This window comes from Rheinheimera sp. MMS21-TC3, from assembly GCF_032229285.1.
Taxonomy (GTDB): domain Bacteria; phylum Pseudomonadota; class Gammaproteobacteria; order Enterobacterales; family Alteromonadaceae; genus Alishewanella.
Window position 1 is genome coordinate 2621738 of record NZ_CP135084.1, and the last position, 23655, is coordinate 2645392.

Consider the following 23655-nt stretch of genomic DNA (forward strand, 5'->3'; position numbering starts at 1 on the left):
TTAACCCACAACAGTTGGAATACTTAGGATTAATTCATGAGTAAATTCCATTATGGTTTGCGTTAACCAGTGGCCACCGTAAATAAGCGATAACAATGTAATAATTAAACGCGGTAAAAAGCTTAAGGTTTGTTCGTTTATCGAAGTAGCCGCCTGAAACACCGCCACTAATAAACCAACAAAGAGTGATGGCAAAATAATGGCACTCACTAACAAGATAACTAAAAAAAGTGCATCTCGCAGCACATCAACAAATACCTCTGGACTCATGTGCCGACTCCATAACTTGTGGCTATGGTGCCCATAACCAATATCCAACCATCAACTAAGACAAACATCATTAATTTAAAAGGTAATGAAATAATCATAGGTGATAGCATCATCATACCCATAGCCATTAACACACTGGCTACCACTAAGTCGATAATCAAAAATGGAATAAACAGCATAAAGCCAATTTGAAATGCAGTTTTTAATTCACTGGTAATAAAAGCTGGAATAACCACAGTGATAGGATAATCTTGCGGGTTCTCTGCTAGCTCTAATCCAGCAATTTGGGCAAAGGTATCTAAATCTTTAGTTCTAGTCTGATGTAGCATAAAGCCTTTTATCGGCACTATAGCTGTTTCTAAGGCTTGAACTGGCGATATAGTTTCACTTAAGTAGGGTTGCAGCGCGGTATCATTAATATCTTTAAATACCGGTGCCATAATAAAAAATGTTAAAAATAACGTAATACCTATTAGCACTTGATTTGAGGGCGACTGCTGTAAGCCTATGGCTTGACGCAAAATTGCCAGCACTACAATAATACGTGTAAAGCAAGTCATCATAATAACGAGTGCTGGAATAAAGCTCAGCATCGTCATTATTGCTAATACTTGCAGTGTTACACTATATTCCTGACTGCCATCAGCATTAGTGGTTATTTTTAGTGCAGATAGCGCACTATTATCAGCAAAAACATCAGGACTAATTACAGCTATTAGCACCAAAAACAACAGTCGCAACATAATTCATTCTATTTTTTTAGGAACGATTGTAACTGTATATGAAAGTCTGATGCCAACTTTTCTTCTGGGAGTGGACTTTCTAGTTCAAACAGCAAGTTTATACTGTTTGCAGTGACGCCTAAAACTCGTTGTTTCCCTTGCATTTCAATAACTAACAGTTTTTCTTTTGGCCCTAAAGATGTCGTAGAAATAATTTTTATATGACGGCTGCCAGGTAGTCGTAATGTCAATTTTTTGAAGGTCCAGCCTAGTACTAAAACAATTAACACTACGATCGCCAAAGAAATGGCCATTTTAGTTAAACTTAAACCAGCGCTATTTTTTTGACTCGGCTTAGTTGCTAAAGCTGCCACTGCAGGCGGAGGGCTTAGCTTTTTAACTTCTTCAGTATCTGTATCTGTTAATACCTGTTGCTGTGCAGGCTCAACTGTTGTCGCTTGCTCAGCCGACACTATATCCTCAGCAATGGCTTGACCTGCTGCTAAAGAACTACTGACACTGCTTAACAGAAACAGTATCAGTAGAAGCAAAATTGTTTTATAAAGTGATGCAGGCATTAACGCAGTTTCTTTATACGTTCAATCTGGCTAATTACATCCGTTAAACGGATGCCAAACTTATCGTTAACCACTACCACTTCACCGTGGGCAATTAAAGTACCATTAACCAATACATCTAGTGCCTCACCGGCAACACGTTCTAGCTCTACAACTGAGCCCTGGTTTAACTGCAATAAATTACGAATACTTATTTTAGCTCGCCCAACTTCCATCGATATAGTGACTGGAATATCTAAAATAGTATCTAGTCGGCGCTTTTCATCGACAGTAATGTCTGCCTTTTCGTCACTGAGCTCTTCTAAATCTACCGCCTCAGCATCTGCACCGGCTTCTGCCATTGCTGCGGCCCATTCGTCCATAGTGTCTTTATCATCAGCCATTTTGCTTACCTTTCATCCTGATCTGACAAGTTCAGATCTGCTTCTAGTTCATTGATATCAGCGTCGCTATCAAGTCGGCGACCGCCTTTTGTAAACACATGCAATTCAGATTTCACTGATTCTGGGCGTTTAATTTTTTCAACAATTTTAACCGCAACGTTTTCACGTAAACGCCCCAATTTACCGCGATAAGTAGGTAGGTCTTCAACCAATACTGTAATATGCTCAGGAATATCTATCGGAATAATATCACCAGCCTTTAACTCCATTAGTTCACGCAAGGTGATATCCACATCCAACATTTTAGTACTAAGATCGACCTTAACATCCATTATCTCGTCACGAAGTGCCTTACTCCAGCGCATATCGGTGTCTTCTTTGTCACTTTGCACTCCGGCATCTAATAGCTCTCTAATTGGTTCAAGCATGGAATACGGCAATGCAACATGAAAGTCACCACCGCCACCATCTAATTCAATATGAAATGAACTTATAACCACTACTTCAGTTGGGCTAACAATATTAGCCATGGCAGGGTTAACTTCTGAATCTATATATTCAAAAGATACATCCATTACGGGTGCCCAGGCTTCTTTGTAATCTTCAAAAATAAGCTTTAATAGCATTTGAATGATTCGACGTTCAGTTGGCGTAAACTCTCGGCCTTCAATTTTGGCATGATAACGGCCATCGCCACCAAAAAAATTGTCTACTAATATAAATACTAGCCGTGCTTCCATGGTGATTAAGCCAGTACCTTTTAATGGTCTAAACCGCACCATATTTAAACTGGTTGGCACAAAAAGCGTATGCACGTATTCGCCAAACTTAATCATTTGCACGCCGTTGATGGACACTTCTGCCGTTCGTCGCATCATGTTAAACAAGCTGATCCGCATATGACGAGCAAAGCGCTCATTTACCATTTCTAAAGTAGGCATACGGCCACGCACAATGCGATCTTGTGACGAAAAATCGTATTCAACAGCAGAGCGACCTTTACCTTCGCCTGCTTTATCTACCTCTTCTTCTTCAACATCATCGACACCGTGCAATAGCGCATCAATTTCGTCTTGTGACAATAAATCGGTCACGGCTGCTCACTCTTATTGCATTACAAAACCGGTGAAAAGTACTTCATCTACTACCACCGAACCCACTACTTCTAATAAAGCTTGTTGTAAATCACTCAGTGCTTTATTTTTTAAAGCATCTCTACCTGCTGCGGCACTTAAATCATCAGCATTGGCCGAACTAAAAGTTTGCAACAAACTACCTTCAATTAATGGTATATGACGCATAGCTAAAATTTCATTTTCTTTACCGCGCAGCAACAACTGTACCCGTATTTGTACCATTCTATCGCGACTGCTACCAGGAACATTAAAAACAAAAGGCCTAGGTAAAGGCACATATAATGCTGAACCTGCTAAAGCTTTAACCGAACCATCACTAGCTAGTTCTATACCATCTTTGTCTGTTGCAGCTTTATCTTGGCCATTAAACAAGAAGAAATAGGCTCCGCCTGCTAATAACAATATTAAAACAACTGCGCCAGCAATAATTAGCTTCTTATTTTTGCTCGCACCTTCGGTAATAACTAAATCTTTATCTGCTGCCATATTTTAACGACCTATAATTTACACTTGCACTATTATGCGACTCTAAGCTAGCCAATGTAAATCTTTGTATTTTCTTTTCTGTTGAGCCGCCGCCTTTGTTATTGCTAGCAATTTAAGCATAGTAGTCTACCAAGCGATCCGATTGCCGCACACTAATCTGTATTGGTATTGCTGAAAGCTCCTCATCGCTACCTTCAGTGCCAGCCTGTTGCTGTTTACCTTGGCCTTGCTGGGCAAGTTGCTGCTGTTGTTGTTGTGATTGTTGTTGCACTTGGCCTTCGGTTAACTGAATACCTTGCTGCTGTAGCATTTCTCGTAAACGCGGCAACTGCTGCTCTATCAGTTCCTTTGCTTGCTGTTGTTGTACCGTAAATTGTACTGTTGCCTGTTCTTGCTGAACATCTATTTTTATTTGCATCATACCAAGGCCAGCTGGATCTAACCTGATTTCTGCTCGCTGAATTTGTTGACTCAGCATTAAACTAACTTGCTGCCGCATTTGTCCTGCTGCATCTTGTTGCATTAAGTTAATACTTTGCCTAACTTGCTCAGCATGAGTCGCACTAGGTGTAGTAGCACTGGGTGCTGGCGATAAACGAGACTCGGCTGTTGCGGCTTGGGCATTAGCTAAAGCCGCAGAGAAACCCTGTTCTGAACGCTGTGAGTTGTGAGGTGTTGGGCTTAGTTTTTCAGTTAACTGCGCAGCCGCTTCTGCATCGGCTAACTTAGTTGGAGCTACAACTTGTTCGTTAGCAGATGCGCTAGATAGCACATTACTTTTTGTTGATGAAGCTGAGGATTGTGCAGCAGTCTGCTCAGCTTTAGTTGCATTAGCTTGCTCATTTCTACTTGATTGCGCCTTAGCCGCTACTGGCTCAAGCACCGCAGATTTAGATGCTTTAGTTTCATCTATAACTAAGTTAGGCTGCAAGTCTAGTTCGGACTTAGTTTCAGGCTTAGCTTCCTGTTTAGAGTCAGTCTTAAGATCCGATTTAGCATTAGGTTTAACATCTAGCTTAACATCACTCTTTTCACTTAACTTAGTTGCAGCTGCCGTGCTTTTCTCCAGCTTAACGGCTTGGTTTGGTAAAATTAGCTCTGCTGCAGGCTCTATTTCATCAGTAATGGCACTAGTTGCAGGTTCATTACTATAAATGGGCTTAGTATCATTAGCTACAGTTCTAGCATTAGCACCTTTATCTATAAGCTCATGATTACTTTCTTTATTGCTCTTTTTAGATAAGTCGTCTACTGCAGCATCTGGCTGTTCAGTAAAAATTGGTTTAGCCAGCTTTTCAGGATCATCAGTAACTAGCTTGGCGGCAGTTTTATCTTTATCTGCTGTTTCTGAATCATTTAACTCAGTCTGCTTTTGATTTGGCTCTTGCTCTGATTTTGCAGCTTTATTAATAATGCTAGGTACTAAGTTTGTTTCTAGCTCGGCTGATTCAGCTTCAGGGTCTGTTTCGGCTACAGGTCCATTATGCATAATGGGTTTAGTATCAGCAGCAGAAGGCGTTTGCTTACTGTTTTTAGTAAAGGCTATTTGTTGCAATAAACTCAGTGATAATTCATCTGTTCCATCTATAGCATCAGCAGCATCAAGTTCGGTTTGATTATCACTTTTAGCATCTACTTTAAGCAGTGATAAACTTATTTCTGATAAGTTGCTAACAGCGGCAGGAATTTGCCGTTGACCATGATGTGGGCTCTTAGCAGAGGCTTTGTTTAAAGCAGCATTAAAACTTGAAATAAAAGCATCAGTCGTGCCAGCCTCAGCATCAACACTAGCCGCAGAATCTAAGCGTAAACCACTATCCACACTACTTAACATCATTGAAACCTGTACATCTGACATTACTATCTCCTGCTACTATTCAGAGCCTGTTTAGTGCATTTTAATCGTTTTATCTCCAAACCTAGTACTTATTGCATACAAGTTTCAGGCCAATAAAGTAGCTTTAACCTAAAATCATAAAGTTTAGCTATTTTAGCGCTATTCTTCTAAAGCTAACCGGCGCATAAAGGCTTGGCCTGCATACTCATCAGCCGTTTTTTGCTCTTGCTTCATCTGGTGCTGCATAGCTGCGGCTTGTTCACGTTCTACTAGTAACTCTAGAGCTTTACGTTTTTTTTGCATGGCTAGCCAGCTTTGTTTTCGTTGTTCGGCAACTTGTCTAGCCTGATGTACGGCTTTAGTCTGCTGGGCTAAGGCTTGATCTAACTTACTAATAAAACTAACAAACTGATTAAACTGCCGGCTTTGTACACCTAAACTACCTTGTTGTTGGCTTTGCAAAATATATTCAGTGCGATAATTAGCTAAACCCTGATATTTTTGCTCGGCTTGCTGATAAAACTGTTGGGCATTAATAAACTGAGCTTGCAGCTTTTCTTCACGCTGTTGCTGCACTTTAATTAACATAGCAAAACGATGATTAATCATAAATTATGCCCTTGTGGCATCGGTATTAACTGATTAAGCTGCTGTAAGCTCTGATTATAAGGAATGATGTCAGTCATACCTTGTTGTAAAAACTGATTAATTTTTGGCATCATAGCTATTGCTTTATCTAACTGCGGATCACTGCCCTTAACATAGGCACCAATAGCAATAAGATCTTTGCTTTGCTGGTAACTAGCATAAAGTTGTTTAATTGCACGAGCTTGTTGCTGATGCTCCATACTTGTGACCGCTGGCATCACTCGGCTTATAGATTTTTCCACGTCTACTGCAGGAAAATGCCCAGAGTCAGCTAATGATCGTGACAATACTATATGGCCATCTAAAATTGCTCGCGATGCATCGGCTATCGGATCTTGTAAGTCATCGCCTTCTGATAGCACTGTGTAAAAAGCCGTAATTGAGCCTTGGCTGCCAGAACCATTACCCGCCCGTTCAACTAAGGCAGGTAACTTGGCAAATACCGAAGGTGGATAGCCTTTAGTCGCGGGCGGTTCACCAACAGCTAAAGCTATTTCTCGCTGCGCTTGGGCATAACGAGTAATGGAATCAATAAGCAATAATACATCCATGCCTTGATCACGAAAATACTCTGCCACTTGTACTGCTGTTTCACAGCCTTTTAGCCGCATTAAAGGCGACACATCTGCTGGTGCAGCTATCACTACAGATCGGGCCTTGCCTTCATCACCGAGTATTTCATCTATAAACTCTTTTACTTCTCGGCCACGTTCGCCAACTAGCCCAACAACGATAACATCAGCAGCTGTGCCTCGCGTCATCATACCTAACAACACACTTTTACCTACACCAGAGCCAGCAAATAAGCCCATACGTTGACCTTTACCAACGGTAATAATACTATTAATAGCCCGCACTCCTACATCTAAGGGCTGCTTAATGGGGCGTCTATTTAATGGGTTAATTGGCTTGCCTTTTCCTGAAGCATATTCGGTGGTGGCAATAGGCCCTTTACCATCTAAAGGAGCACCTACACCATCAATAACGCGGCCTAATAAATTTAAACTAAGTGGAATACCTTTATAGTTAAGCAAAGGTGTGACTTTAGCACCAGCTACTACACCTGAAACATCATCTTTTGGCATTAAAAAAATACGATCATTAGCAAAGCCAACCACTTCAGCCATAATTTCACCTTGTGCGGTTTCAACCATACAAGGTTGACCTATAGCAGCATTACAACCTGTCGCTTCAAGCGTTAAGCCAACCACTCGTACTAAGTGCCCTGCCACAGCTGCACGTACTGGTTGAATATATTGTTGCTGTTGCTGTAAAAAGCTGACTAGCTGTTCACTATTGGTCATTGTCATCATCACTTAGCGGCTGCTTAGTCTTAGGGGCTGCATTAGGGTGTGACTCTTCTGCTACAGTATAGTTTTGCTCATCAACTACAGGCGCAGTGCTAGCAGTCTCCTCTAAGTCTGCAGACTCGAGCTCTTCAGTTAAGCTGTTTGCCGCGCTTTGTTCAGCTAGCTGCTGTAGTTCAATAAAGTGGCTTAAGCTGTTTTCTACTCGCTGCTCTAAACTTCTATCTACACTAGATAAAGTGCTTTGCACTAAACAACCACCTTGGGCAAGGTTAGCGGCAGCAACTAACTGCCAGCCATGCTGGGCGAGCTCGTCTGCAGAATAAAAGCTCTCTACTTTTATAAGATCCTTGGGATTAAGTTTAATAACAACATTTTTGCTTTGTAGTGGTAAAGCTGAAGTTGCATCAGCTATGGCTTGCAGTATTACGGCAGTATTAGTTTTTGCTTCTACCCCAATAACAGCTTTAGCCATAGCTAAACTAAGTGCTAATAATTGCTGTTTTACTTGCTCATTGACAGCTAATAATGGTTGTTGCAATTGATTAAGTAAGGCGGTTAACTGTTTACGTTGCTCGGTAAGTTCTAACTCAGCTTCAGCTAAGCCAACTTTTTTACCTTCAGCTTGACCTTGCGCCATGCCATCTTGATAACCTTGCTCACGCCCCTCTGCATAACCTTTGCTAAAGCCATCTTCTTTGCCTTCCGCCAAGCCTTCGTCATAAGCGGCTTGACGCATTTCCTCAATATCAGCGGCTGTCAGCGGTTTAATGCTTTGCTCGGCCTGTTCCGTCATCGCTACCGGCTTTCTGTTAGCGTTAGCCATATTTAAAGCATTAGTACGCGGTTGTTTAGCAGCTAGCTCTGCCGTTAAATCGGGTGTAAACCACTGCTGCACCTGCAGCTCAGTTTCTTCGTCTGGCGAAAATGGCCGACCGGAATTAAAGTTTTTCTTCTCACTCATGCTAGGCACACCTTTTACAACTAACAGCTACATTATCTAGCATTTGCTAGGCTTTACCCACAACCCTACTTATAAGAAATCATCACCACCACCACCACCGAGCATAATTTCACCGGCGTCAGATAACCGTCGAGCAGTAGATAAAATTTCTTTTTGCGCCGCCTCAACATCACTTACCCTAACTGGAGCCATGGCCTCTAAGTCATCTTGTAACAGTTCAGCCGCACGCTTAGACATATTTTTATAGATTTTTTCTTTTAAGTTTTCGTCTGTACCTTTTAAGGCCTTTATTAATACATCTTGCTGCACTTCACGCAATAAGGTCTGAATACCACGGTCATCAACATCGATTAAGTTTTCAAATACAAACATTAAATCTTGAATTTGCTGGGCCATTTCTTCGTCATTTTCACGAATAGCATCCATTAACAAGCCTTCAATATTGGTATCCATATAGTTAAGTATATTAGCAGCTGCTTTTAAGCCACCCATCTTAGCGGTTTGAGTACCAGCTTGACCGGCAAATTGTTTTTCCATTATCTCGTTTAGTTCTTGTAAAGCTGCAGGTTGTACTTCTTCTAAGTTAGCTATGCGCATAGTTAAGTCTAAACGCACCTTTTCAGGGAACTGCGATAAAATTTCAGCTGATTGCTCTGGCTCTAAATATGACAATACAATCGTCTGAATTTGCGGGTGTTCATTACGAATAATGCTGGCCACTTGTTTAGAGTCCATCCATTTTAATGAATCTAACCCTTTAGCCCCGCCACCTAAGATTATTTGGTCAATTAAATTGGCTGCTTTTTCTTCACCTAAAGCAGCAGTTAAAGCGCGTTTTATAAACTCTTCACTTTGGAAGCCTATGGTACTAAAGTTTTGAATTTGCTCAATAAACAAACTATGCACAGCGGTAATCTTGGCTTGGTTTAACTCGACCATTTGTGCCATAGCTAAGCCAACTTTTTGCACTTGTTTCGGCTCTAGGTGCTTTAAAATTTGCGCAGCATCTTCTTCTGACAAACTCAGTAATAAAATAGCGGCTTTTTCAACACCGTCGAGTTTACCTATATCAAAGGTAGGTTTTGTTGCTTCTATGCTACTCATCTTCAGCCAACCAATTTTTAACCACTAAAGAAGACAGTTCAGGTTCATTGGCAACCAAGGCCCGGACTGCGCGTAATAGATCATCATCACCATGTAAATCTGGCAGCATTAAAGTGCCGTCTGAGGCAAAGCCTACTGCATTTTCATCAAATGATGAGTTTAACATGTTGATAGTATCATCCCCCAAGTCTAACCCTTTGCTCATTGATTTTTCATCATAAGCTTCTTTAGTGTCATCTGGGTAAATCAATTTCTTCAACATCGGTCTTACTATAAACAATAGCAAGACAATAACGATTAACCCACCAATGATTAATCTTATTAGCCGGCTAAACCACTCTTCAGTGTAAAAGCTAGGCTGTTGGATATCGAGAATTTCATCTTTAATAAAAGGTACAGATATGACTTCAACTATATCACCGCGCTGAGCATCAAAACCTATACCGCCTTGTAATAAACGACGTAAATTCATTAAATCAGCTTGGCTGCGAGGCTCTGGCGTAACACCATCGGCACCAGGCTTATAATCCACGGCAACTGATACACTTAAACGACGGATAACACCACTTTGCTGAGTAATATGGCTAATAGTGGTATCTAACTCATAATTACGTGTCGCTTCTTTATGGCTGCGGCCAGGTATAAGTTGCTGGTTATTGCTAGAGGTTGCTTGCTCAGGAATAGTTGAGTTTAAAGGCGGTTGATTAGATAAAGCACCTGGAATACCGCCACTGATACCACCAACGTTATTTTCTTCTACTGTCATTTCACTGCGTACAGCAGGCAAGTCTGGATTAAAACGTTTTTGCGTTTGCTCAGTAGCCGTAAAGTCCATATGTAAATCAACTTCTGCCGTATAATTACCATAACCTAATACTGGCATTAAAATAGAGTCGACTTTTTGTCTGTATTCCTCTTCACGAGTACGCTGTAGCTCATATTCACGACGTGAGCGCGCAGCCGATGCATCTTGTGAGCCACTATTTAATAGTCGGCCACTTTGATCGGTTACCGTAACCCGAGTTGGCTCTAAGCCTTGTACTGCTGAGGCCACTATATCCACAATAGCATTCACTTCGCTATCACGGATAACAGTACCGCCCCTAGCTGTTACTAAAACAGTAGCTGAGGGTATTTTTTGTCTTCTGGCAAAGACGTTTTCTTTAGGGATAGCCAATAATACTCTGGCTCGAGAAACACTTTGTAGTTCTTCTATAGTCCGTGCTAACTGCTGTTCACGGCTGTGCTTTAAGCGTTCTGTTTCTAAACGTTGGCTAACACCAAAACCACTGTCTTTTAATAAAAACTCTGTGCCTGTTGAGACTTCTTTAGTCAAACCAGCACGCGATAACGACAACTTGATTTTTTGAAATTGGTCTTCAGCCACTAAAATCACATTGCCTTGCAGCTCATAATTAATTTTTTGACTATCTAAATGATCTAAAGTTTGAATAAGCTCTTCGGTGGCAAAAGTGCCTAATGGCCGTAACTCTGGTTGCCTAGCCCAAAGCACAATTAAAATAGCAATGGCTAAACAAATAGTTAGGGCAATAACCATAGCCACCTGACGAATTAAATCTGTGCCAGCCAATGAGCCCATAAAGCTAGGTTTTTGTTCTGATTGTTCGCCGGCGTAGTCGTTTCCACTTAAAGCCAGTTCAGTTGATTGATTATCAGCCACTTATAATTACTCCTGACCTATACCGGCATCGACATAATTTCTTTATACGATTCAACCAGTTTATTACGAACTTGCACTGTAGCTTCAAAGGCTAATGATGACTTTTGACTAGCAATCATGACTTGGGCTAAGGACACATTAGGATCGCCCATCTCAAGTGCACTACGGAGTTTTCCGGTTTCTTGCGCTAAGTCATTAACATTGCCCAACGCTTGGGTAAGCATTTGGCTAAAATCTGTTTGGCTTGGATTAACCTCAGCAGTATTTTTAAGCTTTAGCTCAGTACCAACAGCTCGAGCCTGCACTGCCATTGATTGCATTTCGGCGTATAAGTTTGGGCCTTTGATATTCATAGCGTCACCTGTCAAAAAATTGCTGTCTATCTATTAACTATAGATAAAGCATTAACCGTGCCACTTATAAGTACATGAAATTTATATGGATAATACGAAAGGAAACGGGTGACTAGCACCCGTTGTTATCAATTTAAAGTTTATTGCATTATTACACTGGTATATCGATACCCTGCTCTCGCATCCGCGCTAACTTATAACGCAAAGTACGATCACTAATACCTAGCTTTTCTGCCACCGCTTTACGCTTATTTGCACAAGCTTTCATGGTAGCTAAAATAATCCGGTGCTCTTGATCATGAACACTAGCTTTAAAATCTGTAGCATTAGATAAATCATCAGCACTTGGTTCTAGGTTGATGTCAGCAGAGCATTTTACTGCACTAGGCGTATTGCTACTTGTAGCCATTGGAATACTTTCACTGCATTCCAACATAATATCTGCAGCGGCTATTTCATCAGTAGCTGAAATAATTAACGCGCGCTGGATCACATTATCAAGTTCTCGCACATTACCAGGCCAAGTATAGTTATAGAGCCGTGATGCCGCTTCCGCTGTTAGTGTGGCAATAACCCGACCTTCATTGCGGCAATATTTAGCAATAAAGTGCTCAGCTAAAGGCACTATATCTTCCGGCCTCTCTGCTAATGCAGGCCAAGTTAAAGGGAACACATTTAAACGATAAAATAAATCTTCCCGAAACACGCCATCGGCTACCGCTTGTTTTAAATTACGATTGCTGGTTGCTAATACACGCACATCTAGCTTAATGGTTTTACGGCCGCCCAAACGTTCAACTTCACGCTCCTGTAAGACTCTTAACAATTTAGCTTGCAGGTTTAAATCCATTTCTGTTATTTCATCTAACAAAATAGTGCCATGTTGCGCTTGCTCAAATTTGCCTGGGCAAGCAGCTATTGCACCGGTAAAAGCACCTTTTTCATAGCCAAACAGCGTAGATTCCAGCATGTTTTCTGGAATAGCCGCGCAGTTAATAGCAATAAAAGGGCCTTGATTACGCTCTGATAATTGATGGATATAACGGGCTAATACTTCTTTACCTGAGCCACTAGGGCCTAAAATCATCACATTAGCATCGGTACGCGCTACCCTGCCACAGAGAGTAAGTAACTGCTTACTACTTTCTGCTGCCACTATTGGTTCTATAGTTGATACCGGTTCAGGGCTAACATAGCGGCTAACAGTATTCACTAATACTTCAGGAGCAAAGGGTTTAGCTAAGTAATCAATAGCGCCTAAGCGAATAGCTTCAACCGCCGCTTGCACTGTGGCGTAAGCCGTCATAATTAACACTGGGATCTGCGGATATTGCTCACGTAAGGTTTTTAATAAGGTTAAGCCAGATACGCCACCTAATTGCACATCAGATACCACTAATTGGAATGATTGTTTTTTTAATAACATTAAAGCTGATTCAGCACTATCAACAGCTTGTACCTGATAGTTTGCCAGCATTAGTGTATCTTGAAGTGCTTCACGCAAACCAGCATCATCTTCAACCACTAAAATTGTTTGTTTCATGCTAAGCCTCCGCTTTATTTTTATCTAAACAAGCATCAGCGTTGTTATCAGTAGTATGTTGCACCGGCAAAGTAAGCTCAAAGCATGCACCGCCCGATTTACTGGGTTTATAGCTAACAACACCATGATGGGAGTGAGCAACAGCTTGCACTACTGCTAAACCTAGCCCAGTACCTGAAGACTTACTGGTTATAAAAGGTTCAAATAACTGGGATTGTATGCTGCTAGCCACACCTGGGCCATTATCAGCGACGGCAATAACAATATGCTCTGCCTGATGCTGACTTTTGCTGATGGTTAAGCTGATTTCTGCTTGTTCAGGTATTGCTTGTAAACTATTTTGAATCAAATTTAAGATAGCACCACTTAAGGCATTCATATTGCCAATTAAATTGGCATTAGGTGCAGTGTTAGTTAACTTAAGACTGGCATTTGCTGCTAGTAAAATGGCATCTGCGCTGGCCTGAATAGCACTAACTAAGTCTTCAACACTAAAAGCTGCTACCGCTTGTGAAGAGTCAGACCGCGCAAATAACAACATATCATTAACTTGTTGCTCGAGATCTAACAAACGCGATTGCAGTTTATGCTGAAACTGTTGTTGAGTTTGCATAGTTATGCGCGGATTAGCTAAATTTTGTGCATACAGCATAGCTGCCGATAAAGGCGTACGAATTTGATGGGCTAACGACGCCATCATCTTGCCTAAGCTAGATAAGCGCTGCATATGACTTAACCGGCTTTGCAAAGCACGAGTTTCAGTTAAGTCAGTTAACATTATTAACTGCCCTGGTTGGCCGTGATCTGATGAAGGGGCAAGAGCGCTTATTGCCAATTTAACCCGACGGCCATCTTTTAATGAGACCTCTAAGCCATCATCACTGCGCGGACTAAAACTTCGGGTAATAACATCTAACCAACGTTGGCCTATTAATGGCTGGCCTAATAGGTCTATCGCAGCAGCATTGGCTTGATAAACATAGCCCCGTTGATTTAATAAAATAACTGCAGCAGGTAAGGCTTGCAATAAAACCTCTGCTTGCTGATCCTGAGCAGTTTCTACCGGTTCTTTACCCCTTATATAAGCAGGTAATGCACTAACGTTAGCCGCAGACGAGTCTAATGTTGCAGTATATAAAGACGAAACAGCAAAAGCATTGGTCATAGTCATAGCTACCTTTAGAACAATTAAACAATAACGCTCTATAGCTAATGCAAATTACGAGCCAACCACAAACCTTTGATTAATAAGCATTTATTTTAGATTTATGCTAGTCAATATTATGACTATTGATTTTACTCTTCTTTATTTAGATTATATTTACGCATTTTTTCTACTAAGGTAGTACGACGTAACCTTAAGAACTCGGCCGCTCTAGCAACAACGTATTCATGACGCTGTAAGGCTTGGGCAATAAAGTGAATTTCTAATTCAGCTAAATGCTCTTTTAAATCTAAGCCTGTTTCTGGTAGTTGATTACCGTTATCAGCAAAGCCTACAAAACTATTTTGCTGCTCTTGCTCAGTTTCATCATCCTCTTCATCCGTTTGAAACAATTCGTTTAGCAAGTCACGCTCTTGCAAGCTTTCAGGGTACTCTGGCTGGTAGCTTTCAACATCTAAGTGGCGGTACTTTAAAGGCAGCTCTGCTATATCAACTACTTGTTCTGGGTACATTATGACCATGCGCTCTAATAGGTTAGCTAGTTCGCGGACATTACCTGGCCATGGGTGCAATTTTAAACTTTCAATTGCACGATCGGTAAATTTAACATTAGCATTATTGCGCTGACTTATGCGCTGCAACAAAGCTTGAATAAGCACAGCTAAATCATCAGGGCGCTGTTGCAACGAGGGCGTTTCTATTGGAAATACGTTTAAACGATAATATAAATCCTCAAGAAAACCACCATCTAAAATCATTTGCTCAAGATTACGATGAGTGGCTGCTACTATGCGTACATCCGCTTTTATCATCTGGGTGCCACCTACCCGCTCATAAGTACGTTCTTGCAACACTCTTAACAGCTTAACTTGCATCGGCTGTGGCATATCGCCTATTTCATCTAAAAATAACGTGCCACCTTGGGCTAGCTCAAAACGGCCTTTTCGGGTTGAAATTGCCCCCGTAAAAGCGCCTTTTTCATGGCCAAATAACTCACTTTCTAATAACTCCGCCGGAATGGCGCCACAATTAATAGGCACAAAAGGACCACAATTTCGCTGCGATAATAAATGAATATTACGAGCTACTACCTCTTTACCCGTACCAGAGTCACCTAATATCAATACATTGGCATCAGTTGCTGCCACTTGCTGAATTAAAAACCTCACTTGCTGCATGGGCTCAGAATTACCCACCATGCCATCAAATTGTACTTTATTATCTTGTGGCTGCTGGCGAGGCATTAATCGATGATACTGCTGACAATCACGCAGTAGCTGAGTAAGGCTAGCATAAGCAAAGGGCTCAGTTAATAAACCAACAACATTAGGGTATTGCAAATGTGCCTTTAATTGCTCACCTAGCAATAAAAAAGCGACAGTGGGATAACGCTGAATAATATCGGCATGCTGTTGCTCAGGAATAGCCCCCAGTAAAACAACGGCAATAGGCTCACGGTTTAATTTAGACACTAACGTCTCTAAATCACAGCTTTGGTGTGGCTCTGAAATAAAGCTTAACACCGTACTTAAACGCTCAGCACGACCAGATTGCTCATCAACAATATAAATTATTGGGCTATTCGACTTAATTAGATTATTCGACATAGTACTGCTTTTATTATGTTTTCAGTTTAATTAGCCTAATCATGGCTAAGCTTGACGACGCTTGCAACTAAATACGCTATTATTTTGACACAGCGTCAAAATAATAGCGTTAAATAAAGTATCACTAATGACATTTCAGTCAATATGCTGATAATACATAGTATTAAATTTGCTTTAATTACGGCATAGTTAGTATTGATAACAAATACTATGCTTTGCTGCTTCAACATTAGCAGTAAAGCTAAAAAAACACATAAGAATAACTAAGATAGCTGATATTACAGCTGCTAAGGGCACTGCATGTTCAACGGAAAAAGCATATTAATTACTGGTGGAACCGGCTCTTTTGGCCATAAATATACGGCGACTTTGCTGGCTAGGTATAAACCGAAGAAAATTATTATCTTTTCTCGTGATGAGCTTAAGCAATACGAAATGCAGCAACAGTTTAATCAAAGTTGTATGCGTTATTTTATTGGTGATGTTAGAGACGAGCAGCGGCTTATCCGTGCTATGCATGGTGTTGATTATGTGATCCATGCTGCTGCCTTAAAGCAGGTTCCTGCGGCTGAATATAACCCAATGGAATGCATTAAAACTAATATCAATGGTGCCGAGCACGTTATCAATGCGGCTATTGAAAACAATGTAGAAAAAGTCATAGCGCTATCGACAGATAAAGCCGCTAACCCAGTAAATCTTTACGGAGCAACTAAACTAGCTTCAGATAAACTCTTTGTAGCAGCCAATAATATGGCTGGTAGCCGGTCAACCCGATTTTCGGTAGTACGCTATGGTAATGTGGTCGGCTCTCGCGGCTCTGTTGTACCTTACTTTCAGCAGTTAAAAGCCAAAGGCAGCGATCATATTCCTATAACTCATGTTGAAATGACCCGATTTTGGATTAGCTTGCAACAAGGGGTCGATTTTGTATTAAAAAACTTTGAGCGTATGTTAGGTGGCGAAATTTTTGTGCCCAAAATACCTTCAATGCGGGTGGTTGATTTAGCCAAAGCAATAGCGCCACAGATACCAATAAAAGTAGTGGGTATTCGCCCAGGCGAAAAACTACATGAAATGATGTGCCCAGGTGATATGTCTTATCATACCTTTGAATTTGCCGACCATTATGTTATTGCGCCAGCCATTAAGTTCTTCAACCGTAGCAATGACTTCTCTAGCAATGCTTTACAAGAAAAAGGCAAGCTGGTTGCCGAAAACTTCGAATATGTATCAGACCAAAACCCAGATTTTTTAACGGTAGAGCAGCTTGCTCAGTTTAATCAGGAAGCTATGTTGTGATCCCCTATGGTCGTCAGAATATTAATCAAGCCGATATCGATGCAGTAACAGAAGTACTGCAGAGTGACTTTTTAACTCAAGGGCCAGCAGTACCGGCTTTTGAGCAAAAATTAATAGAACTCACCGGTGCCCAAGATGCCATAGCGGTAAATAGTGCAACCTCAGCGTTACATATTGCTTGTTTAGCCTTAGGCGTTGGCCCTGGCAGCCGAGTTTGGACATCACCTATTAGCTTTGTTGCTTCAGCCAACTGCGCCCGTTATTGTGGTGCTGATGTCGATTTTGTGGATGTAGAACCAGATAGCGGCAATATGGCTGTAACTAGCTTACGCGAAAAACTAGAGCAGGCTCGATTAACCGACACCTTACCGCAAGTCGTGATCCCCGTGCATTTAGCTGGGGCCAGCTGCGATATGCAACAGATCTATTATTTAGCCAACGAATTTGGTTTTAGTATTATTGAAGATGCCTCCCATGCCGTGGGCGCTCGCTTTCAAGATGAAGCTGTTGGCAACTGCCGTTATAGTGATATTAGTATCTTTAGTTTTCATCCGGTAAAAATTATTACCACCGCAGAGGGCGGTGTCGCCTTAACCAATAAAGCTGAATTAGCAGCCAAAATGCGCATGCTGCGAAGCCATGGTATCACTCGCGATGATAGCTTAATGACCGAGCCTAGCCACGGTGCTTGGTATTACCAACAATTGCAATTAGGTTTTAATTACCGCATGACAGATATGCAAGCCGCACTTGGCATCAGCCAAAGCCAGCGTTTACTGCCTATTATCAAAAAGCGCCAACTACTAGCCGCTAATTACAATCAGTTACTGGCAGATTTACCACTTGGTTTACCGGCGCTTGATGATGACAATATCAGCGCTTGGCATTTATATATTATTCGTCTTAACGACAAAACTAAACGTAAAGCCGTGTTTGAAGCCTTAAGAGCCGCAGGTATAGGCGTGAATGTGCATTATATTCCCATCCATACCCAGCCCTATTATCAGCAGTTAGGCTTTGATTGGGGCGATTTTCCTGTCGCAGAAGATTTTTATGAGCGCATTATTAGCTTGCCGATGTTTCCAGAGCTAACCGCTGAGCAGCAGCAGTATATTACCGATAAGCTGACTGAGTTATTAAGATGAATATTGTTATTATCCCTGCTCGTGGCGGCAGTAAACGTATACCGCGTAAAAATATAAAATTATTCTGTGGTAAGCCCATGCTGGCCTACCCTATTGAAGCAGCTTTACAAAGTGGTATTGTTGATAAAGTAGTTGTATCAACTGATGATGCAGAAATTGCCTCTATCGCCCAAGGCTTTGGCGCAGAAGTCCCCTTTATCCGAAGCGGCTCTTTGGCTGATGATCACACCGGCACCAGTGCTGTGATCCGTGATGCCATTGAGCAACTGCAAGTTTTAGGCTGGCCTTTGCAATATTGTGCTTGTTTATATGCTACTACGCCTTTGCTTAACGCTGAGACCCTTCGTCAGCTATACCAGCAATTACAAACAAGCTCAGCCGATTATGTTTTTACTGCTGCTCGGTTTTCATTTCCTATTCAACGCGCCTTATTAATGACCGAAAATGCCGGCGTGACTCCTTTTGATCCAAAAAGCATTAGTAAACGGTCACAAGATTTAGCGCCCACATTTCATGATGCTGGCCAATTATATTGGGCCAAAGCCAGTACTTGGCTAGATAACACTAAAACCATTTTTGGTGCTAATTCTCGTATGCATGTATTGCCCGATCATTTGGTGCAAGATATTGATACTGTAGAAGACTGGCGCCGAGCAGAATTGCTTTATCAATTGCTACAACAGGAAAAAGTATAAATGAAAGTCTTGCTGCGCGCCGATGCATCTGTGCAGATAGGTAGTGGCCACATTATGCGCTGTTTAACCCTTGCCCAAGCATTGCGCCAGCAAGGTGCTGAATGTCACTTTGTTTGCCAACAAAGTGAAGGCAATTTAATTGATTATATTGTTGAGCAAGGCTTCGTCGTATTTACGCTCTCTGGCACGACGCAAGATGAATTACTCGATGCTAAACAAACATTGGCGCAACTTACCCAGCAATATCAGCTATTAGTCGTTGATCACTATGAGCTGGCTAAAGCTTACTGCACAGCACTACGCCAGCAATGTCGGCAAATAATGGTAGTCGACGACTTAGCGAACAGAGCGCACGATTGCGATATTCTGTTAGACCAAAATTTATCCCCCAAACTAGAACAACGCTATGCGGGGTTATTACCAAAACATTGCTTGCAATTGCTAGGCCCACGCTATGCGTTGTTACGTCAAGAGTTTTATCAAAGTACTGACCCGCGCTCTGATTCACATATTCTGATTGGGTTTGGCGGTAGTGACGAGCAAAATTTAACCAGCTTAGCGATTGCTGCATTACAACAATTAAAGCTTACGCCAATAACGGCCGATATAGTAATTGGGGCGAATAATCCCTGGCGCACTGAGATTGAACAACAAGTAGCCGGCCTGCCCAATGTGAAGCTGCATATTCAATGCAACTACATGGCAACTCTGATGCACAAAGCGCGACTCATGCTTGGTGCCGGTGGAACTAGCCATTGGGAACGATGTATTTGTAACCTGCCTGGTCTGGTTGTTACCGTTGCCGAAAATCAGCAGGCGACAACGGCATATCTTGACCATCTTGGCGCTTGTGTTTGGTTGGGTCAGGCTGCTGAAATGTCAGCAGAGTTCTTTGCAGAGCAACTATGCTATTACCTGTCCCAGCCAGCACTGCTGGACGAGATTGGCCAGCGGGCGAAAAACCTGGTACCGGCTCATGCCGGCACACCGTTAGTGGTAGAGCAAATATTTAAGGTAGTGGCGAGAATATAATGTCAGAGATAAAAATAGCTAACCGTTTGGTTGGGCCAACACAACAGCCCTTTATTATCGCTGAGATGTCGGGTAACCATGGCCAATCGCTGGAAAAAGCCATGGCCTTAGTTGATGCCGCCGCAGCAGCGGGCACACATGCACTCAAACTGCAAACTTACACACCAGATACCATTACGTTGGATGTGCACGAGCGCGAGTTTTTTATCGCCGATAAAAACAGCCTGTGGCAAGGTAACTCTTTGTACAATCTATATAAAGTAGCCATGACGCCGTGGGAGTGGCATAAACCCATTTTTGACTATGCCAACAGCAAAGGTATGTTGGCATTTAGCTCACCGTTTGACTTAACCGCCGTCGATTTTCTTGAATCACTTAATGTGCCCTGCTACAAAATCGCCTCTTTTGAGAATAGCGATCATGGTCTTTTAGCTGCGGTGGCTAAAACCGGCAAGCCGGTTATTATGTCTACCGGCATGGCAACCCAAACCGAGTTAGCCGAATCGGTGGAAGTATTACGAGATAATGGCTGTAAAGATTTAATACTGCTTAAATGCACCAGCAACTACCCTGCCCGCCCGGTTGATGCGAATTTACGTACCATTCCGCATCTGGCGCAGCTGTTTAATTGTCAGGTTGGATTATCAGACCATACCCCTGGCGTGGGCGTTTCTGTCGCAGCTGTCGCACTGGGCGCAACCGTAATTGAAAAACACTTTGTACTGGATAGAAACGGCGGTGAAGTTGATGCCGAGTTTTCATTGGAGCCAGCTGAGCTAAAAATGTTGGTAGAGGAAACCACCCGCGCGCATGATGCGCTTGGTACTGTGCATTATGGTTGTACCGAGAAAGAGATAGCCTCACGGATACACCGCAGATCACTTTATATCGCCAAAGATATGAAAGCAGGCGACATTTTCACCCTTGAAAACCTGCGCTCAGTTCGCCCGGGGCTTGGGCTGGCACCTAAGTTCCTGCCTTTTTTTATTGGTAAAAAAATTAACCGCAACGCAGATCAAGGTACACCACTTTCCTGGGAGTTATTGTGAAGCAAGCAAATAGATTAGTATTGTTTGGTGCCAGTAAAGCTGGAGAAACCTATCTTAAAAAACATCCACAGCAAAATATTATTGCCTTTATAGACAATGATGCTAATAGGCATGGCAGCCAAGTAGGCAGTATTCCTGTATTGGCGCCGAATACATTACAAAAGCTAGAATTCGATACCGTCATTATCACAAGTTTATGGATCGACAGTATATACCAACAGCTTACGACCGAGTTAGGTATAGCTGCAGAGAAAATTTACGTTCCTAACAAGAGAGAACTAAAATCGGAGCATCCATTTAGTGATCCTGAAACGCTTGAATTGGGGCATCAACTGCTGATCACGTTAAGTGATCTATTCAGGCAATATGAAATTAAAGCCTGTATTGACTCGGGGACCCTTCTCGGTTTAATGCGCGAGGGTAAGTTACTCGCTTGGGATGACGATATAGATTTCGCCATAGATGATGCCGATTTTGACAAAGCACTGGCTATAATGAAAGATTTCCCGCAGCTGGCGCCAATGCAAGATAAAGTCGACTGGCAAGCGACACTACTTCGTCAATCAGGCGAAGATGCATGTCTTAATATCGAGTTTCAACCAAAACCTGGCAGTACCTTAATCTCCTTTGAAACCAGTTTGCAACGTCGTAAATCAGTAAATGGTCGCTCTGAGTTATTATCTTCTGCCGGAATTTTTTTCGCACCGGAACATCACTTTAACACCATTGAGACGATCAACTTTAATGGACACGCAATTCCTGTTCCATCTGACGTAGACGGGTTTTTAACATTTATGTATGGTGATTGGCGAACACCTAAAAAAGCTATGACGCTGAATGATTATGATAACAGGCGCACACCCGCTGAAATTAAGCATAAAACGGTTTCTATCTCAAAGCATGCGTTCTGGTAATGACCGATGACAGACGCTAACAGACTGAATGTACTTCTAACCAGTGCTGCAGCAAAAGTCACGCTGTTAACTGCATTACGCAGTGCGGCCAAACGAATCCATAATTCAGCCGTTATTATCGGTGGTGATAGCAGCTCTCCCGTGGTTAGCCAGTATTTCTCAGATGATTTCTGGTTAATGCCACCATTAAGTGAAGCTTCAACCAACGATATAATTAGTGGCTTACTACAACGCAAAGTGAGCCATATTCTGCCGAGCAGAGATGGCGAGCTACTATTCTGGGCCAAATACAAAAAGCATTTAGCTAGCGAAGGTGTTCAGGTGCTGGTTGCCGATGAGCAAAGCATTTTACGCTGCCTCGACAAACAACTGTTTGCAGATTTTCTTATTGAAAAAGGTTTGCCCGCTATAGCGACTTATTCAAATCTTGATACCGCTGCTCACAACAGTGCTAAATGGGTAGTAAAAGAGCGCTTTGGCGCGGGTAGCCAGAGTATTGGCCTGGCACTGGATACTGCGGCAGCGCTGCAGCATGCAACTGAATTAAAGCAGGCTGTTTTTCAGCCTTTTGTCGCGGGTAAAGAGCTAAGCATTGATGCCTGGCTCAACAAAGCCGGACAGTTAAAAGCCCATATTTATCGCTACCGCATTAAAGTCCAACATGGCGAATCACAAATTACTCAAACCGTGGCTTTGCCGCAGTACGACGACATTATCCGCGATACATTGCAGGCGCTACAATTAACAGGCCCGGTAGTACTGCAAGCCATTATCGACAATCAGCAACAACTGCATATTATTGAGTGCAACAGTCGCTTTGGTGGCGCTTCCACACTCGGTATTAAAGCTGGTGTAGACAGTTTGTACTGGAGCCTGGCAGAAAGCTGCGGCTTAGACCTTAATGCAATGCAGTTTGTACCAGCCCCAACACCAATAACTCAAGTACGATTCGCTGGAGATCTGTATTTGTGATTTATATATTTGATTTAGACGACACCCTTTACAACGAGCGTCAATACGTCGAAAGCGGCTTGCATGCCGTTGCACGCTTTGCCGCGAAACGCTGGCTGCTCGACGAAGATACCAGCTACCAAACTATGCTGCAATTATTAGACTCACAAGGCCGCGGACGGATTTTTGACGACTTACTGGCCCCACACAAGCTGGCAACTAAAGCTAATATCAAAGCTTGTGTTAGCCGCTACCGGCTGCATCAACCAGAAATAAGTATGCCGCAGGAACACCATGAGTTGCTACAAAAGCTACCAAAACCGCTTTATCTAGTTACCGATGGCAATAAAATCGTTCAGCAAAAAAAGGTTCAGGCACTGGGTATTGCGCATTATTTTAAGCGAGTTTTCATAACTCACCGCTTTGGCATAAAACATGCAAAACCCTCTACCTATTGTTTTGAATTAATTAAAAAAACAGAACAATGTCAGTGGCATGATATCGTTTATATTGGGGATAACCCAGCGAAGGATTTTGTGAACTTAAATACATTGGGAGCAAATACAGTGAGAGTGCTAACTGGTGTACATAGAAACAAGCAAGTTTTGGCAGAATATGATGCAAAGCATCAGATCCAAAATTTAGATGATATATTCACGTTATGTAACAGGCTCAAGCATAATAAATAGCCCAACTAAAATTTTATTAAATCGAAAAAAATTTAAATAAATGTCGTCCGAAAAGAGAGCGCTCTAATGCTGTCTTTCCTTACGAAAATGCCAA

Annotated in this window: 24 protein-coding genes; 8 read left to right on the plus strand and 16 right to left on the minus strand. The window is 42.1% G+C overall.

Going from position 1 to position 23655, the window contains the following annotated elements; translation table 11 throughout:
• The 16 genes from fliQ to RDV63_RS12810 form a co-directional block, all read right to left on the minus strand.
• Positions 1-270 carry a flagellar biosynthesis protein FliQ gene (gene fliQ, locus RDV63_RS12735; protein WP_313909881.1) on the minus strand — a complete coding sequence of 90 codons (270 nt, stop codon included), beginning with the start codon at positions 268-270 and terminating at the stop codon, positions 1-3.
• Positions 267-1013 carry a flagellar type III secretion system pore protein FliP gene (fliP, locus tag RDV63_RS12740; RefSeq protein WP_313909882.1) on the minus strand — a complete coding sequence of 249 codons (747 nt, stop codon included), beginning with the start codon at positions 1011-1013 and terminating at the stop codon, positions 267-269. The genes fliQ and fliP overlap by 4 nt, the downstream gene beginning before the upstream one ends.
• Before the next feature lie 8 nt (positions 1014-1021).
• Positions 1022-1570, minus strand: coding sequence for a flagellar biosynthetic protein FliO (gene fliO / locus RDV63_RS12745; protein WP_313909883.1), 549 nt, complete (start codon positions 1568-1570; stop codon positions 1022-1024).
• Complete coding sequence (gene fliN, locus RDV63_RS12750) at positions 1570-1953, minus strand: flagellar motor switch protein FliN (RefSeq protein WP_313909884.1); 384 nt, start codon at positions 1951-1953, stop codon at positions 1570-1572. The genes fliO and fliN overlap by 1 nt, the downstream gene beginning before the upstream one ends.
• 5 nt (positions 1954-1958) lie before the next feature.
• On the minus strand, positions 1959-3047 hold the full coding sequence (gene fliM / locus RDV63_RS12755) for a flagellar motor switch protein FliM (RefSeq protein ID WP_313909885.1): 1089 nt from the start codon (positions 3045-3047) through the stop codon (positions 1959-1961).
• Positions 3048-3059: 12 nt separating this feature from the next.
• Positions 3060-3575, minus strand: coding sequence for a flagellar basal body-associated protein FliL (gene fliL, locus RDV63_RS12760; protein ID WP_313909886.1), 516 nt, complete (start codon positions 3573-3575; stop codon positions 3060-3062).
• Between the two features lie 112 nt (positions 3576-3687).
• Positions 3688-5433, minus strand: coding sequence for a flagellar hook-length control protein FliK (locus RDV63_RS12765; RefSeq protein WP_313909887.1), 1746 nt, complete (start codon positions 5431-5433; stop codon positions 3688-3690).
• 138 nt (positions 5434-5571) lie between these two features.
• Positions 5572-6021 carry a flagellar export protein FliJ gene (gene fliJ, locus RDV63_RS12770; protein ID WP_313909888.1) on the minus strand — a complete coding sequence of 150 codons (450 nt, stop codon included), beginning with the start codon at positions 6019-6021 and terminating at the stop codon, positions 5572-5574.
• Positions 6018-7364, minus strand: a complete 1347-nt coding sequence (gene fliI, locus RDV63_RS12775; RefSeq protein ID WP_313909889.1) for a flagellar protein export ATPase FliI — start codon at positions 7362-7364, stop codon at positions 6018-6020. Before fliI ends, fliJ begins: the two co-directional genes overlap by 4 nt.
• A complete protein-coding gene (gene fliH, locus RDV63_RS12780) occupies positions 7354-8331 on the minus strand; it encodes a flagellar assembly protein FliH (protein ID WP_313909890.1) in 978 nt (325 codons plus the stop codon). Before fliH ends, fliI begins: the two co-directional genes overlap by 11 nt.
• A 69-nt stretch (positions 8332-8400) precedes the next feature.
• Complete coding sequence (gene fliG / locus RDV63_RS12785) at positions 8401-9435, minus strand: flagellar motor switch protein FliG (protein ID WP_313909891.1); 1035 nt, start codon at positions 9433-9435, stop codon at positions 8401-8403.
• Positions 9428-11116 (minus strand): flagellar basal-body MS-ring/collar protein FliF, encoded by a 1689-nt coding sequence (fliF, locus tag RDV63_RS12790; RefSeq protein WP_313909892.1) that lies wholly within the window; start codon positions 11114-11116, stop codon positions 9428-9430. Before fliF ends, fliG begins: the two co-directional genes overlap by 8 nt.
• Before the next feature lie 17 nt (positions 11117-11133).
• Positions 11134-11469 (minus strand): flagellar hook-basal body complex protein FliE, encoded by a 336-nt coding sequence (fliE, locus tag RDV63_RS12795; protein ID WP_313909893.1) that lies wholly within the window; start codon positions 11467-11469, stop codon positions 11134-11136.
• A 151-nt stretch (positions 11470-11620) separates the two neighbouring features.
• On the minus strand, positions 11621-13012 hold the full coding sequence (locus RDV63_RS12800; RefSeq protein ID WP_313909894.1) for a sigma-54 dependent transcriptional regulator: 1392 nt from the start codon (positions 13010-13012) through the stop codon (positions 11621-11623).
• Position 13013: 1 nt separating this feature from the next.
• Positions 13014-14183: a sensor histidine kinase gene (locus RDV63_RS12805; protein WP_313909895.1), complete on the minus strand. Its 1170-nt coding sequence runs from the start codon at positions 14181-14183 to the stop codon at positions 13014-13016.
• 125 nt (positions 14184-14308) lie between these two features.
• Positions 14309-15784: a sigma-54 dependent transcriptional regulator gene (locus RDV63_RS12810; RefSeq protein WP_313909896.1), complete on the minus strand. Its 1476-nt coding sequence runs from the start codon at positions 15782-15784 to the stop codon at positions 14309-14311.
• 300 nt (positions 15785-16084) lie between these two features.
• Between RDV63_RS12810 and pseB the strand changes: the two genes are divergently transcribed.
• Genes pseB through RDV63_RS12850 form a run of 8 tightly spaced genes read left to right on the plus strand, consistent with a single transcriptional unit; the run spans position 16085 to position 23561 of the window.
• Positions 16085-17086 carry a UDP-N-acetylglucosamine 4,6-dehydratase (inverting) gene (pseB, locus tag RDV63_RS12815; RefSeq protein ID WP_313909897.1) on the plus strand — a complete coding sequence of 334 codons (1002 nt, stop codon included), beginning with the start codon at positions 16085-16087 and terminating at the stop codon, positions 17084-17086.
• Complete coding sequence (gene pseC, locus RDV63_RS12820) at positions 17083-18231, plus strand: UDP-4-amino-4,6-dideoxy-N-acetyl-beta-L-altrosamine transaminase (protein WP_313909898.1); 1149 nt, start codon at positions 17083-17085, stop codon at positions 18229-18231. The genes pseB and pseC overlap by 4 nt, the downstream gene beginning before the upstream one ends.
• Positions 18228-18926, plus strand: coding sequence for a pseudaminic acid cytidylyltransferase (gene pseF, locus RDV63_RS12825; RefSeq protein WP_313909899.1), 699 nt, complete (start codon positions 18228-18230; stop codon positions 18924-18926). Before pseC ends, pseF begins: the two co-directional genes overlap by 4 nt.
• The gene (pseG, locus tag RDV63_RS12830) at positions 18927-19958 is read left to right on the plus strand and encodes a UDP-2,4-diacetamido-2,4,6-trideoxy-beta-L-altropyranose hydrolase (protein WP_313909900.1); all 1032 of its coding nucleotides are present in this window, start codon (positions 18927-18929) and stop codon (positions 19956-19958) included.
• Positions 19958-21007 carry a pseudaminic acid synthase gene (gene pseI / locus RDV63_RS12835; RefSeq protein ID WP_313909901.1) on the plus strand — a complete coding sequence of 350 codons (1050 nt, stop codon included), beginning with the start codon at positions 19958-19960 and terminating at the stop codon, positions 21005-21007. The genes pseG and pseI overlap by 1 nt, the downstream gene beginning before the upstream one ends.
• Complete coding sequence (locus tag RDV63_RS12840; protein WP_313909902.1) at positions 21004-21921, plus strand: nucleoside-diphosphate sugar epimerase/dehydratase; 918 nt, start codon at positions 21004-21006, stop codon at positions 21919-21921. The genes pseI and RDV63_RS12840 overlap by 4 nt, the downstream gene beginning before the upstream one ends.
• A gap of 6 nt (positions 21922-21927) precedes the next feature.
• Positions 21928-22893 carry an ATP-grasp domain-containing protein gene (locus RDV63_RS12845; RefSeq protein ID WP_313909903.1) on the plus strand — a complete coding sequence of 322 codons (966 nt, stop codon included), beginning with the start codon at positions 21928-21930 and terminating at the stop codon, positions 22891-22893.
• Positions 22890-23561 (plus strand): HAD family hydrolase, encoded by a 672-nt coding sequence (locus RDV63_RS12850; RefSeq protein WP_313909904.1) that lies wholly within the window; start codon positions 22890-22892, stop codon positions 23559-23561. Before RDV63_RS12845 ends, RDV63_RS12850 begins: the two co-directional genes overlap by 4 nt.
• Positions 23562-23655 lie beyond the last annotated feature (94 nt).

What these genes read in the sequence shown, in the direction of transcription:
- fliG (WP_313909891.1), bottom strand. Translation starts at nt 9,435, where the DNA reads ATGAGTAGCATAGAAGCAACAAAACCTACCTTTGATATAGGTAAACTC.
- pseI (WP_313909901.1), top strand. Translation starts at nt 19,958, where the DNA reads ATGTCAGAGATAAAAATAGCTAACCGTTTGGTTGGGCCAACACAACAG.
- pseB (WP_313909897.1), top strand. Translation starts at nt 16,085, where the DNA reads ATGTTCAACGGAAAAAGCATATTAATTACTGGTGGAACCGGCTCTTTT.
- fliI (WP_313909889.1), bottom strand. Translation starts at nt 7,364, where the DNA reads ATGACCAATAGTGAACAGCTAGTCAGCTTTTTACAGCAACAGCAACAA.
- RDV63_RS12810 (WP_313909896.1), bottom strand. Translation starts at nt 15,784, where the DNA reads ATGTCGAATAATCTAATTAAGTCGAATAGCCCAATAATTTATATTGTT.
- RDV63_RS12805 (WP_313909895.1), bottom strand. Translation starts at nt 14,183, where the DNA reads ATGACTATGACCAATGCTTTTGCTGTTTCGTCTTTATATACTGCAACA.
- RDV63_RS12800 (WP_313909894.1), bottom strand. Translation starts at nt 13,012, where the DNA reads ATGAAACAAACAATTTTAGTGGTTGAAGATGATGCTGGTTTGCGTGAA.
- pseF (WP_313909899.1), top strand. Translation starts at nt 18,228, where the DNA reads ATGAATATTGTTATTATCCCTGCTCGTGGCGGCAGTAAACGTATACCG.
- fliL (WP_313909886.1), bottom strand. Translation starts at nt 3,575, where the DNA reads ATGGCAGCAGATAAAGATTTAGTTATTACCGAAGGTGCGAGCAAAAAT.
- fliO (WP_313909883.1), bottom strand. Translation starts at nt 1,570, where the DNA reads ATGCCTGCATCACTTTATAAAACAATTTTGCTTCTACTGATACTGTTT.
- pseG (WP_313909900.1), top strand. Translation starts at nt 18,927, where the DNA reads ATGAAAGTCTTGCTGCGCGCCGATGCATCTGTGCAGATAGGTAGTGGC.
- fliN (WP_313909884.1), bottom strand. Translation starts at nt 1,953, where the DNA reads ATGGCTGATGATAAAGACACTATGGACGAATGGGCCGCAGCAATGGCA.
- fliE (WP_313909893.1), bottom strand. Translation starts at nt 11,469, where the DNA reads ATGAATATCAAAGGCCCAAACTTATACGCCGAAATGCAATCAATGGCA.
- fliH (WP_313909890.1), bottom strand. Translation starts at nt 8,331, where the DNA reads ATGAGTGAGAAGAAAAACTTTAATTCCGGTCGGCCATTTTCGCCAGAC.
- fliP (WP_313909882.1), bottom strand. Translation starts at nt 1,013, where the DNA reads ATGTTGCGACTGTTGTTTTTGGTGCTAATAGCTGTAATTAGTCCTGAT.
- fliQ (WP_313909881.1), bottom strand. Translation starts at nt 270, where the DNA reads ATGAGTCCAGAGGTATTTGTTGATGTGCTGCGAGATGCACTTTTTTTA.
- RDV63_RS12845 (WP_313909903.1), top strand. Translation starts at nt 21,928, where the DNA reads ATGACAGACGCTAACAGACTGAATGTACTTCTAACCAGTGCTGCAGCA.
- fliJ (WP_313909888.1), bottom strand. Translation starts at nt 6,021, where the DNA reads ATGATTAATCATCGTTTTGCTATGTTAATTAAAGTGCAGCAACAGCGT.
- RDV63_RS12765 (WP_313909887.1), bottom strand. Translation starts at nt 5,433, where the DNA reads ATGTCAGATGTACAGGTTTCAATGATGTTAAGTAGTGTGGATAGTGGT.